Origin of the sequence: Mesotoga sp. Brook.08.105.5.1 (genome assembly GCF_002752635.1) — a bacterium.
Classification (GTDB): Bacteria; Thermotogota; Thermotogae; order Petrotogales; family Kosmotogaceae; genus Mesotoga.
In genome coordinates this window covers 1-13,878 of sequence record NZ_AYTW01000027.1, presented here as the reverse complement: position 1 = coordinate 13,878, position 13,878 = coordinate 1, and the positions used below count along the sequence as shown (strand labels likewise).

The following is a 13,878-nucleotide window of genomic DNA, read 5'->3' as shown; positions in this document are numbered from 1 at the left end:
CGAAGATCCGCTGTAAGCTTAATAACAAAGACCCGCTGAACGCTGTGAAGAGCCGTCCTTAGTCCTCCGTCCCAGATCATGGACCAGTCCTTGGGAAGAGCCTGAGGTCAGAGGCAAGAGGTCGGAAGAGCGAAGAGATCTTGATCTTCTTACCTCTAGCCTCATTCCTCTTACCTCTGATCCGCCTCAAAGAACCTTCAAGATCATCCCGCCAACCATTGCAATCATCACGCTCGCCAGTGTCCCGATTAGATAGTATTCTGCAAAGTCTTTGTTCTCGAAATTCTTAAATCTGGCCAGCGATTTGGCGGCTATTACAATGGTTATAGAGGCAACATTTCCCGTGAGATAAAGTGTAAGAATGAGAAGTCTTTCGAAGATCCCGATCACTTTTCCGGTCTTCACATTATCGAGAACGGAGCTGTCTCCTGCTATTCTCTGAAGATAGTCCGGTACATTCTTGTAGATGAGATCAAAGAGCTTTCTTATGAAGACCGCTCCGGCAAAGAGTACGTATAAATAGACAATTGTTATCAACAGAATTCTTTGAACCGGAAGCGAGGACAGGTTTAGCCCCGTATGTATGGAGAACCAACCAATGAAGCTCGAGAAGCTCCTTGAAACGGTGAAGCTGGAAATCGGCAAGAGGAAAGAAATGAGCACTAGATGCAAGAATTGGTCAACAATGAACATGATAAACTTCGTTGCCGGACCTCGCCGACTCTCGATCTGAGCTTTGAACACATCTATCAGTATGTGAAAGAGGGAAAGCACAAAGCAGTACATGAGCACATCGGTGAGTTTGAAGGGGAGCATAAGAACCAGAAGAGTTACAAACACAACGCACCAGTGTTTCAGGAATCCCTTCATCTGAACATTATTCTTTTCGTTTGCCATCGAGTCTGTCTGAAACAAGAAATCGGCAAGTACATGCGCTAGAATCGAAAGCGCTAAAGGTATCACTAATCCTGTCATGGTGGCCTCCGTTAATACCCCAGTAGATGCACGTTTGTCGTGGAATATACTTGTGATAAGATCTTAAAGACTTATTCAGCTGAAATAAGGTTATATAGACTAATTTTACAAATATAAGGCTGAATAAACTAATTTCCAAGCGACAAATCGATCAACTTCGCCAACCCCATTTCGGCAGCTCTTACCACATTCCAGCTGGCCTTTTCACAGTGTTCCTGAACCGTCGGGGCTGTCACTCCCAGAGCCTTAGCCGCCTTTTCGTAAGTCCCCTTGGCTTCATATACATGAACGGCTTCCCACTGCTTTTCAGTCCAATTCCTCTCAACAGTTTCAAGCAAAGATAAAGAGTTATTCATGGCAATTGATAGTAACTCGTTATCATGAACGAAGAAAGTGTTGGAAATCTTACTTTGCTTCGCACTATCAAGCGCCGTTCTCGCATCGAAGAAGACTCTGCCGCTTAAATCCCAAGAAGAACCGGCCTTCTCAAGCTCCTTCTTATCGATTTCGCCTATGCTTAACCCAATTCTTAGCCTGAAGGGTCGCACAATGTATCTCAACCTTCGAACAAGTATCGGTAGAGCCCCCAGCTCAGACAATACACCCTGAATCTCATCTCCTCTAGATATGGCGAATGGCTTTGCGAGATACTCCGAACCAAAACCCTCGATCGAATTCCGAATACTCTCCACCGGAATTTCTTGCTTCCTTGATTGGATGATATCGGCGGTAATTATCGCATAAAGACCCATACAGCTCACACTCCGTAAACAGCAGAGGCACTCCAAACTGATTGTAGCACAGATTCTGGCGAGACCATAAAGCAGGGGCAAGCAGAGTGCCGCTCCGCTCTTTACGAGATACCCACTTATCCACGCGGAGATCAATAGGACATCCTAGATAAATGGATCGGCTATTCAGAAGTCTTTGAAAGCTTGTTACTCAATATGAAACCCGTTGGTGGAAATTCGAGGGAAAGCCCGTTGAAGAAAACGGGAAAACTCCCGAATATGCTGCATTTTGGCAAATAGAAGGAGCAATGCGTCAGCTGCAGAAATTCAATGACTAACAGGAAGCCCTAATTAGCTACTTCAAATAGCCAAAGATCTTTCTCTCTATTTTCTGCATTGCCCTCTTGATAGGACATGGAATACCCTGCGAATATGATCCTGTTCCCTTCAATATAGGCTGAATTGACGACATCATCCCCGGAACCGCCGAAAGATACAGTATCTATTATCCTTCCTTGAGAATCCAGTTTCATGATCCAAGCATCATTCATGCCGGAATTTTCTTTGACATCGATGTCGTTAGAAGTTGTCTGTCCAGCTACAATCAAGTTCCCATCATCTGTAAGAACTATACAGCGCGCAACGTCCGTGAAACTCCCGCCGTAGTTCTTGCTCCACAGCTCATTACTTTCATCATCGACCGAAATGACCCAGAAGTCCTTTCCACCAAGTCCATTCGAAAACAGTGATACCCCGGCGTCCTGTGAACCAATGGCTATAGCACCGCCATCACTCTCTGCAACTATATCGAAGCCATCCTCAAACCACTGACCTCCGAACTGATCAAACCATTCGACTTCCCCAGCAGCCGAGATCTTCAAGATCGACATCTGGTTGTCCACGTAGTTGCAGCTTATTCCACAGTCTCTGTACGCAAAGTAGCCGACTGCATAAATTGACCCATCCTCTCCCAGGTAAAGTCTCTGCGCGCAATCTTCAGATCTGTAAGCGCCAACTACCCATTGAGACACCATATTGCCTTCACAATCCAGTTCTACTATCCAGAAGTCTTCTCCCCAATCATAGCAAGAGACATCTCCGTCAGCAGATCTTGTGTATCCTGCAACCAGAATATTGCCTGAAGGTTTCTCAAGTACATCGTATGCATGATCCTGCCCGCTGCCCCCAAGTGTTCTCTCCCAGATGAGTTCGCCTTCAGTCGAAAGCCTGATCACCCAGAAATCACCAATACCTTTGTTATTGGTCACATCACCATCTGCAGATTCCGTCAGACCTGCCAGCAAGTATCCCCCGTCAGCAGTTAGGGCTATTGCCTCAGCAATATCTCTCTTGCTTCCACCAAAGGTTTTCCACCACTGAAGATTCAAGTCACTGTCAAGTTTCACTATAAGGAAGTCTTCCTGACCGTGTGTAGAAACAATCCCTCCAGAAGAAGAGTCTGTGTACCCTGAAATCGCAACGGATCCATCTTCGAGAATCTTAACGTCGCTTGCCTCGTCGTTGCCGCTTCCTCCAAGAGCTAGAGACTTTACTACATTTAGCCTTGCCCCCAGAAAAACCGAAATAAAAATCAGAAATACCATTACTGACATTCTTCTCATCATCTATTCCTCCATCTCATGATCAACAACTTCTGCATCCCTTTGAGAACAATCCCAGGATCAATAGTTGTTCATATTCGTTTCATTATATTTGATTGGGTGCTGTGAAGTATCGAAGAGAGGCTACTAATATCACCGAGATAAATAATCGTGATGTCAAAAACGGAAAGTTGCGCGGTTGCATCTGAAATTTCCGGAATACTCGTTCTCATGAGAGCCTTCGCTGAATCGAAAAGCTTACTACAATGAAAGACCAATCGGGACTTTTTATAGCCGAAAGTGTAAAAGGTCTGTGTCACAGACCTTACCACCTCGAATTAGCAAGATCTTAATTCCGTTCCTTAAACCTAATCGAATTGTATGCGGCAAGAGTTCCATGAAGGATGTTGTGCTTCTGAGCAGACTGAATATCAACATGAAAACAGATACTTTGTGATCCAGATCGAAATTCACATTATCCGATGCAGTTCATAACTTCCACAGTTCTTTGGAAGAGAGCTTCTGCAGTTTGAAATCTGATATCTAGTCTGGCAAGAAACCCGAACTGAATAGCTCAAGACAGCCTTTGACGACTTCTTCATCATACTTCGTGCCAACTCCTGATTTAATCTCTTCCAGGGCCATCTCAAGTCCCAGTGCGGGTCTGTAAGGACGATGGGAGCCTATGGCCTCGACAAAATCTGCAGCTGCAAGAATTCTTGTCTCAAGCATTATCTCCTCGTTTTTCAGACCTCTCGGATAACCGGATCCATCGATTCTCTCGTGATGCTGCCTGACTATTTCTGCAACGGGCGGACCGAAATGGATCCTTCAGGATTTTGAAGCCTTCCTCGGGATGATTCTCGATTAACGCCCATTCAATCTCATTAAGCTTTCCGGGTTTGTTGAGTATATCTGCAGGTATGAACAGCTTCCCGGTGTCGTGGAGCCTGGAGGCTAACGAAAGCACATTTCGGTCATCCTGTGAAAGTCACATCTTTCTTGCTATCTCTTCTGCCAGTATGGCAACCCTCTTCTGGTGACCTGCTGTGTATGGATCCTTTATCTCAGTAGTCTCGCTCATTATTGCATTAAGCTCTTCCTGGGTCTTGCTGATTCTGTTGTAAAGGCTGTCGATCGGCTCGCGAATGGACCTGTAGACTATCCCCTGCAAGATAACGAAATAAGATATCACTCTGAAAACATGGCCAAGCATGTTAGAAAAACCGTACACGTCGGTATAGGTCGTAAAAACTATCTCACCGGCAGCGGTCATAAGAAGAGCCAGAAAGTAGTACTTTCTGTACGGGAGAACGTCTGGAGAATTGCTTCTAAAAAGAAAATAGATGCTCAACATTATGATTCCAATTACTACATATTCCATAGAAATCTTGAATGAAGTTAGACCTGTTCCCATAATGAAACATTCAGGAAAGTATCCAAGGGAGATCGTGGTCTTTCCAAGGGCTCCTGCAATAATGAACCCTGCAAAATAGCCAATATTTAGATTTTATTTCTTAGGCAGAACCAGCGCCAACGCCAGACCGGAAGCCTCTATCAACCGACCCAGAATCCAGAACTGTGTCGGCTGATTTGCCGTCCAGGAAGAAAAGACACCCATCCCGGCAACGAGATTGTGTGAAGAACATCCAGGACCATTACTACGCTGTAGAGATATCCCATTCTCAGCACGAGTACGTTCTTATCCCTGGAAATGAATGCCATAGAAACCAAAACTCTGGCGATCAAAATCGCCGTAATTTCGATAAACGAGTGGAAAAGAGGGAAATTTAACGCGACACTGCTCACGAGGCCAAAGCGATCAATATCCACATGGAAACAGTAATTGTCTTAGACATAACTTTACCACCAACGAAAAGGAGTTCTCTCAAGTATAATCCCTATCAAGCATGACAGCAAAAATCCTTTTCACTAACGAACTTGTGCAATACAGTGCCAACGGATCCTTCTGCCAGACGAAGATTCACCTCTATAACAACAATACCTGTAATGGCGACTCCCCGAAGCATCTCTAAATACTATACACAATATAAGGAATCATCTCAGCATATGACGACCAAAGTAGCAGAACCTGTGGGAAGGCAAGAAATCCTGATCTAAAGAGAGTCGAAACTGAGATCCCTTTCAGCAAAGGATAGACACAATGTATAATAAAAGATGCATCATGAGAGGCACTCATGAGTTGAGCGAAAGTTCTTGGTTTGTACTCAGAAAGGTGGAATAGATGAAGAAGACTATGAAGTTCTGGGATCTGGTCGCACTGGAAGTGGGGATGACAATCGGGGCAGGAATATTCATCTACATGCCGATCGCTTCTCAGAGTGCGGGGGTAGGAACAATACTTGCATTCGTCGTTGCCTTTGCTCCCATGGCAATTATTATGATAAATGTCATGCTGCTCGGATCGACACTTCCCACGACAGGCGGAACTTTCAAGTACGGCGCTTTCCTCTTTTCACCCAAAGCCGCATTTCTCGGTCTCTGGGCCTATCTCTTCGGTGCATTTGTCGGCCTGTTTCCGTTGAACGCGCTTGCGCTGGCATCATATATGAAGGGTATCTGGGATGGGATCTCTCTTGTGCCCGTAGCTCTGATTATTCTCACCTTCTTCTATGTAGTCAACCTTATGGGTCTTAAAATGGCTTCGAGAGTGGAAATCCTCGCTGTAGCTCTACTTTTTATTGCTATCACAATTTACACTGTGCCGGGCATTGGCAGAATCGAAGCGAGCAACCTCGAAGGCGTTTTCTCGAAAGGGATCGGTTCGATAATATACGCTTCGGCACTACTCTCTTTCACATTCGCAGGCTCTAACGCCGTGATAGAGCTTGGCGGAGAAGTAGAAAATCCCAGGAGAAATCTCCCGCTTTCGGTGATTTTCTCTCTCTCGGTTGTCTTGGTCTGCTATCTCCTGATGGCAATCGTCTCGTTTGGAGTAGGAGAAGATGTAATGACTAATGGCACTCTTAACGACGTAGCTTCGAATTACCTCAGCGGATTTCTTTTCTACGTCTTCGCATTCGGCGGCCCGATACTCGCAATTGCTACAACGATTAACGCGACATACATGTGGGGGACTAGATCTTTGCTCGCACTTTGTAAACTCCGAGTATTCCCCTCAAAACTCGGACTGGTCAACAAGAGAGGAACACCATGGGTTTTGCTGACGATTATTTGGCTTCTCTCTTCAATTATGCTGATTTCAGTTGGCGAATCCGGCCTAAACCTATTCGCAGCCTTCGCTTCAATAGGCGGAATAGCAGTAATCGTCCCAACGATGTTTGCAGTCTTCAGACTGAAGAATGATCCAAGGCTCAAAGAGAGAGCTCCCGCAATAGTTAATAAGAAATGGTTTACCCTAATCCCGGTTTTCGGGGCCGTGTTTTCAATAGTGATATTGCTCATTCTTCTTTATCAGGTCGGGGCAGATTTCAGTGCTTCATTCTTCTTGTTCTTCATAGTATGGGAGATCATTGGCATAATTTACTTTGCCTTCAGATTGAGACACCTCAATCGTGTGAAAGACAATCCATTCGGCAGAGACGACTTATCGGCATTCGACGACTAAGTAGTCAAAGAAACTTATCGACTGAAAGACACAGTCAGTGCCATCGTTCCTGCATTGATTGCTTTGCGAACACATACTGTGGCGTCGTTCAGTTCACACAGTATCTCAATGTATCCACAATTCTCTCAAGAATCGGTTCATTCTGGCTCCAAAAACCCACCTTAACCGCAAATCCAATCGATAGACAGTACCCGTCTTCATCGGGCTGATAGACATGTGAGTAGATTGTTCTCTCAACGTCCCACTGGGGCGCCGTAAGTTCTATCCATATGCCGGGTTGACCGGCAATGAGCCTTTCCGATTCTTCAACAACCTCCATAGAGAGTCTGATCTCCTCTTTTTCATCTTCAAGAAACTCGGGCCTCACTCGAGCAATAACAAAGAAAACATTCTCCGAGCCGGGTTCAGAATCGAACCATCTGCTGACGGCCTTCGAATCTTCGTCGTCCTCCAGTTCGCGCCTATACTCTTGAGAATCGTCATACCAGATCGACGGAACCTCAAAGCATATTCCATCGGCGAAAACCTCTACCCATTCGGCTGCAAAGACTTCTCCAATTACCTCTTCTTCGGTTATAGTTTCTTCCGTATCCAACTCGTATTCAAGCTCTTCTTTTCCTGTCCAGGGATCGAACGTCACATTGTCACTTACTGAATTCCCCGTTCCTCGATAGTTGAGAGAAGGATGGTGCGGACCTGTAATGTCACCCCACCAGCAATCTACAGCAACTACCTCGACCTGACTATCGTTTCTGACACCATAGATGGTGTTCTCTTCGAAGATACAGTCAGTGAAAGATATAGGAACGGTCTGCGAGGAGGAAATCCCTACTCCGATTGAATTTCCAGAGAACGAAGACTCAAAAACTTCTATGAATCCAGTGCTGTTGCTTAGATGAAGACCATCGCCGGCAGTCCTTGAGACCGACACATTCTTGGCGATCAATGATCCAGAACCTGTCTTGAAAAGACCTGCCTTGTCCCCGTAACCGGCATACATAACGATAGCCCACTCAAGCTCTGCGCTCCCTTCTTCCTGTATGTAGATACCTCTCCACCAACCTGGTTCAGGAAGAGAATCATCGCCGTCACGATTAGAATCTCCTCCAAATGAGTCATCCCGCCAGTCGGTGAAAACAATCGGCGCAAACTCAGTCCCTGCGGCCTTTAAGCTACCGGAAACCCGTAATCCCCTGTAGGCAGCAAACTTCAAAACTGTTCCAGATTTGATTTCCAATATTGCGTTCTTAGAAATGGTTAACTCCCCAGACACGTAGAATGAGTACTCACTGCTCAGGCCGAATACTACGTCGGAGGTTATCATTCCTCCATCTACAAATACATCGGTTCCGTTTTCTTCGAATCTTGCCAACCGGTCGTCGAAAGAGACATTAACTGCCAGCCGTACCCCAGTCCCGTTACTTATGAATGAATTGTTTGAGAGTTCAAGACTTAAATACCCGGCGAGAAGCTTTAGCGCATCTCCTGTGACATTATGGATAGTAGAATTGGTTAGTGTGAAAGATCCTGATCCGCTACGAATGATCCCGCTCTGGGAGTACCCTATGGTAATCCAATCTAGTTTGGCCTTTCCTGACTCCCTTATGTTCACTGAATTCCACCAGCCTCTATCCGGCGCTGTGGCTTCGGCATCTCTATTCGTGTCTCCGCCTACAGAATCATCTCTGAGATCGGTTATATGGACAGGCGATTGCTCAGTTCCTATAGCGATAAGTTCGCCATCAACTGTTATAGAAGTATTTTGCGCCACTTTGACAACTGTGCCGGCCAGTATTTCCAGTCTTGCGTCTCTGGAAATAGAAGTGCTTCCGCTCAAGAACAGGGTGGTATGCTCAGGAACTCTCCAGACTATTTCTCCACTTATGGTTCCCGCATCTACGTGAATATCGCGGTTGTTTTCGGCAAAGTGTGTCCTTTCATCTATCGACAGCGAGCTGTTCGCTACGGCCCTTATACCAATATCGTTGGATTCGAAGAAAGATCCCTCGATAACCACTCCATCTGTCCGGTAGTTAATTCCTGCTCCCGAGTTATGAGAGAAGGTAGATTCTCTAACCATAACCCCGCCGGCTGCATTGTCAACTCTGAAACCGTCTCCTGCAATGTGCTCAACAAGTGTATGCGACATTGCGACGTGTCCCGAACTATTCTTCAAGACTCCAGCCTTATCTCCATACCCCGCGTATCTGATCACGCACATCTCGAAGTCTGCTTTCCCATCTGTCAAAATACTGATCGATCTCCACCAGCCAGAAGCCGGAACCGTCTCCTCGCCGTCTCTATTTGCATCTCCGCCAACTGAGTCATCCCTAAGATCGGTGAAGTAGATAGGCAGATTCTCATTGCCCGTCGCTTCTAGAACTCCGTAAACGATAATTCTGTTATTCTGCCTGAACTTAATGACAGAACCGGAATGAATACTAAGTAAAGCCCCCGCTGCGATATTCACGTCTCCCGTAACTATCATAGAATAATCACTGCTTGATCCCCAGGCTACTGCTCCGTTAACAGTCCCGCCGTCGAGGTGAATGTCGACCGCATTCCCTTCGAAGGTTGTTGTCTGATCGACAAAAGAAGAACCTATACCTATTCGCACTCCATTCGTATTGCTTACATACCGGTTGTCGAAATGCTCGAATGAAGAGTATCCTGCCGCTATACGGAGTCCGTCCCCAGAAGTATTAGCTATGACAGAATTCGATACCGAAAGAGCACCTCTCCCACTCTTAACTATCGTTCCACCATCGGTTCTACCGCCATAGGAGATTCTGCACCAATCGAAGTAAGCAGAACCGTCGTTGCGGATACTTATAGATCTCCACCAGCCGGCCTCCGGTGGTGATTCTGCTCCAGGTATTTCACCGCCAACAGTGTTGTCTCGAAGATCGGTGAAAAAGATGGGTGATTCCTCGGTACCTAAAGCAATGAGCTTTCCATCGACAGCAAACATAGAATTCTGCGCTATCTTGATAACAGTTTCCGGCTTCACTATGAGGCTCGCTCCGGCAGCAATAGTCACGCTACCATTCATCAGAATCGATATATATCCTGGAGTCGCCCACACTACATCTCCCAAAACTGTACCTGGTTCAATCTGTACGGCGATACTATTTTCATCAAAATACGTTACTTCGTCCACCTCAATCGAACTGCCGGCAAGAAGCCTTATTCCAATGGCATTAGAAACAATACTCAAAGCTTCCGTCTTTACTCCGTCGGTCTTGTAATACAATCCTGAACCTGAATTGTGAGACAATGTCGTGTATCTCACTTCGGTGCCGCCTACCGCATTGTCAACTCTCAATCCGTCACCCGCGACATCATGTATGGTACTGTGCAGGATTGAAAAGGCTCCGGTGCTGTTCTTAATTACTCCGGCTCTATCACTTGCTCCCAGATAGCCAATGACACAGTAATGGAAACTCGCGCTGCCCTCGTTCAGAAGACTTATGCTCCGCCACCAACCAATCTCCGGCGAAGTCTCATCGCCATCCCCGTTGGCATCTCCGCCGACTAAATCGTTTCGAAAGTCGGTCAAGTTTATGGGAGCGTCTTCTCTACCCTTTGCTTCAAGGTGACCGTATACTAGAATCCTGTTGTTCTGCCTCATCTTAATCACGGTTCCGGCTTTGAGCTCCAATGTGGCGCCTGCAGCGATGGTTATATCTCCATTGGTAACCATAGAGTAATCGCTGTTAGCTCCCCAGACAACATTCGTGTTTATTGTGCCTCCGTCAAGGTGGATATCTAGATCATTACCTTCAAATCGCGAAGTGAGATCTGAGAAAGATGAGTTTATCCCCAGCCGCAGACCAACTGAGTTGTGCCCGAAATAGTTGTTCGAAGACTCAAATAGAGAGTACCCGGCAGCTACTCTTAGTCCATCTCCGGCACTGTTAATAATCGTTGAATTCGATATTCTTAGAAAACTAGCGCCGCTCTTTAGAAGAGTAGCTCCATCTGATCTTCCCCCGTAGGCAAGAGTGCACCACTCAAGAACGGCTGAGCCCTCGTTCAGAATATTGATCGATCTCCACCCACCATTCTCGGGTAGAGTCTCGTTCCCGTCACCATTTGCATCTCCACCCACGGAGTCGTCACGCAGATCAGTGAAAAAGATCTGCCGGCTCTCTTCTCCTCTCGCCTGAAGTTCACCGTAGAGCAAAATCCTGTTGTTTTGCCTGAACTTGAGAACAGTTCCTGGAGCTATCTCAAGAGAAGCCCCGACACCCACCGTCACATCCCCGGTAACCGTCATGGAATAATCGCCGCCGGCTCCCCACCTTACATTCGAGCTGATAGTTCCTCCGTCAAGATGGATGTCTACTTCGTTTGAAACGAAATTCGAAGTCTGGTCAAAGAAGGATGAGTTTATCCCGATCCTGACTCCATTCGTGTTATACATGAATAGGTTGTTCAGGCTTTCAAAAAAAGAGTACCCCGAAGATATTCTGAGACCATCGCCTCGGACTCTTCGGATGATTGAGTTAGTTACTCTCAGAGAACCCGATCCTGCCTTGAGAATTCCTGCTCCTGTTGAAGCACCCGCAAAGGATATTTCGCACCATTCAAGAAAGGCAGAACCCTCATTACGAATGTTTATAGATCGCCACCATCCAGGTACCTGAGCAGTTCCGGTGAAGATGATCGGGTTCTCCTTGTTGCCAACAGCCCTCAGAGTTCCGTCAACTATGAAGTCCTGATTTTGGACGATGAGAATCTCCACCCCCGGTTCGACCGTAAGAATCACATTAGGTGAAACGGTGATACTAGACCTCACCAAGTATGGACTTCGATCCCTCGTCCAAACAGTATCTTCGGCAACGGTTCCTGACACTTCTGTTGGAGGTTTGTACCCATCAACAGGTGTCTCTGAGTTCAGGGCAAAAAGCACCCCAGACGAAAGTAGAAGGATTATCAGTAGCGAAGTCCTAACAAGCCAAAAAGCTTTCATAAAGCACCTCCAGAGTATTCCGGGCTTTGCCGCCAGTACTACTCGGAGATTGGCCCGATCACGCGCCAAAGCCATCGTATGAACAGATTATACATATGTGCGGAGCGAATACTTAGCAGATTGAATAGTACTCTCTTGATTTAAGTAACAATCTGGAAGGAAGGTATGGATGGCCAAATGTTTGGTTAGTATGGCTTTTCACGAGGCAAATTCGGTGAAGAGACCTGTTTTGCTACTAGGTTCAGTCCATTGTGATCGTTCAATAATCCCTTATGAACTCACATTACGACTGGCCAGCATCAACGCACAGAATTCTTGCTTATTGGAGGGCAGGATATCTCTTCTACAATCATTTAGGTCAAACACTTGCCTTCATAATTACTCTATAGATGGTCGAGCAGGTCTCATCCATGCTTCACAAAGGTGTTCTTGCTCAGTTCTCGGAAGGCAACATCCCGTTTTTCCCTGGTGTTCATGACTATGGGACCTCCCTATGCAACAGGCTCTTTAAGGGGTTTCCCTGAAAACAGCAGTAACCTTATCCCCTCACTTCCTGCCCTCACCTAGAAGGTATCTCCATCGCCAAAGAGAACCGCTCGCTTGCTGTCAATGGTTTCCTCTTCACTGGGATCGAATGTTCCACTCCCCAACAGTATATAGATGAAGAGAGTCATATCATCACCGGTCTCGAATGACCACTCTTTTCAGGCTTTGACCTCCACATCTAGATACTGGCCTTCACATATCTTCCTTCGAATGCTCCGGTGATGTTCTTGTAAGGTCCCGCAATTACGCGCACTATTGAACCTTCTTCATCTACAGCAGGAAAATCCTGACTCTTTATGTCTCCATATTGAGGATTTGCCATTTTGTCCCTGGCACAAAGATTAAGCCGGAGCTGTGCTCCAAGCAATCGTGCCGAGGGTTTGGGCATCTCTTGATGAATGATCTCCAACCCTGCAGTCATCCATTGACAGTCTCCGTCGAGTATTTCGCCTTTGTTGCCCAAACTATCACCGTGGTCTATAATGCCGCTTACAAGATAAGGCACGGTCTCAATGCCCCTATGAGGATGCCATGGAAAGCCCTTAATGTAGTCCTCCGGATTTGTCGAATCAAAGGCATCCAGCAGCAAGAACTGATCGAAATCCTCAACGTCTCTTTGACCAACTACTCTAACGAGCTTCACTCCGGCACCGTCAACGGCGGCTCTCCCAGTCAAGATCTTGCTGATTTTCCGTATTCTGCTCATTGTAAGTTTCCTCTTCACTCCGCGGCGGATTCTCATGCATCAATACTCAAAAGCCTTTCGCAAAAATGGTGTCTGCAGATCTCTAATCATGAATGATCTTCTATCTGAATCCCATGATCTATTATCCCAGATAAGCCTCCAGCAACATTCTCATTAGCAAGAACACAGACAACAGGAAGGCCGGACCTTGTCGGCCCGGCTTTGAGGGATGGGGTGAGAAAGCTCATGAAGTTTTCCACTGTCAGTTCTGCTGTACCTGGTAATTAATTGCCGCTTGCTGTGCTTCTATGTCGAGGTTCATGTTCACCTGCACTTTCTTCAAATCATTTTCAAACAAATTATAAGAAAGAATTTTGGTGGTATTATCGCAGAAATATGGGAAAAGATGAGAGATAACCTGAAAGTTGTTTTCTTTTTTCGGCAAACCTTTTTGAAACATTACAGCATGAACAGAAGAGAAAGACTGAGAATTTTCGGATCACTGCGTGCATATTATTCAATTTCCTTTTTCAAAGAAGGCGGACCGGTAAGAAGGTGCTTTGCCGGAGGTATTCACCCCCCAGGGGAATTGGACAAGTAAGTTAGGAATAGTAGACTAAGAAGGGGTGAAAATGGAGAGAGTAGAGATGAGGGGAAAGCAAAGAGGCCAAGTAAGGATCTAGGATCTCCTGAAGCCTTGAAGAGCTCTTTAATCCCCTCTCGAGAGGGGTGTCGACGGCTTCATCGTCGACGGGGTGTGTGCACGTCCAGCTAAG

General features: G+C 46.2%; 6 protein-coding genes and 2 pseudogenes. 1 reads left to right on the top strand and 7 read right to left on the bottom strand.

The annotated features are described in order from the left end of the window. Positions 1 to 186: 186 nt before the first annotated feature. From V512_RS09385 to V512_RS15380, 5 genes and pseudogenes are all read right to left on the bottom strand, one after another. Complete coding sequence (locus V512_RS09385; RefSeq protein ID WP_099830218.1) at positions 187 to 975, bottom strand: DUF3307 domain-containing protein; 789 nt, start codon at positions 973 to 975, stop codon at positions 187 to 189. Between the two features lie 128 nt (positions 976 to 1,103). After that, complete coding sequence (locus tag V512_RS09380) at positions 1,104 to 1,727, bottom strand: SatD family protein (RefSeq protein ID WP_099830217.1); 624 nt, start codon at positions 1,725 to 1,727, stop codon at positions 1,104 to 1,106. Positions 1,728 to 2,053: 326 nt separating this feature from the next. Beyond that, entirely contained in the window at positions 2,054 to 3,331 is a 1,278-nt protein-coding gene (locus tag V512_RS09375) for a hypothetical protein (RefSeq protein ID WP_133117337.1), read from the bottom strand. Positions 3,332 to 3,850: 519 nt separating this feature from the next. Beyond that, positions 3,851 to 4,135 (bottom strand): HD domain-containing phosphohydrolase, encoded by a 285-nt coding sequence (locus V512_RS09365; RefSeq protein ID WP_099830214.1) that lies wholly within the window; start codon positions 4,133 to 4,135, stop codon positions 3,851 to 3,853. A 163-nt stretch (positions 4,136 to 4,298) separates the two neighbouring features. Continuing rightward, a pseudogene (locus tag V512_RS15380) lies at positions 4,299 to 5,116 on the bottom strand (MASE3 domain-containing protein). A 436-nt stretch (positions 5,117 to 5,552) separates the two neighbouring features. On the opposite strand from V512_RS15380, the gene V512_RS09345 reads away from it, so the two are divergent. Continuing rightward, positions 5,553 to 6,896 (top strand): APC family permease, encoded by a 1,344-nt coding sequence (locus V512_RS09345; protein WP_243392354.1) that lies wholly within the window; start codon positions 5,553 to 5,555, stop codon positions 6,894 to 6,896. Between the two features lie 88 nt (positions 6,897 to 6,984). Here the strand turns inward: V512_RS09345 and V512_RS09340 are convergent, their stop codons facing one another. Both V512_RS09340 and V512_RS15375 read right to left on the bottom strand, forming a co-directional pair. Then, positions 6,985 to 11,871, bottom strand: a complete 4,887-nt coding sequence (locus V512_RS09340) for a right-handed parallel beta-helix repeat-containing protein (RefSeq protein WP_099830210.1) — start codon at positions 11,869 to 11,871, stop codon at positions 6,985 to 6,987. Between the two features lie 404 nt (positions 11,872 to 12,275). Then, positions 12,276 to 13,123 (bottom strand): annotated as a pseudogene (locus V512_RS15375) (pirin family protein). Positions 13,124 to 13,878: the final 755 nt, after the last annotated feature.

Coding starts and splice junctions, on each gene's coding strand:
- V512_RS09340 (WP_099830210.1), bottom strand. CDS start 11,871: ATGAAAGCTTTTTGGCTTGTTAGGACTTCGCTACTGATAATCCTTCTA.
- V512_RS09385 (WP_099830218.1), bottom strand. CDS start 975: ATGACAGGATTAGTGATACCTTTAGCGCTTTCGATTCTAGCGCATGTA.
- V512_RS09345 (WP_243392354.1), top strand. CDS start 5,553: ATGAAGAAGACTATGAAGTTCTGGGATCTGGTCGCACTGGAAGTGGGG.
- V512_RS09380 (WP_099830217.1), bottom strand. CDS start 1,727: ATGGGTCTTTATGCGATAATTACCGCCGATATCATCCAATCAAGGAAG.
- V512_RS09375 (WP_133117337.1), bottom strand. CDS start 3,331: ATGATGAGAAGAATGTCAGTAATGGTATTTCTGATTTTTATTTCGGTT.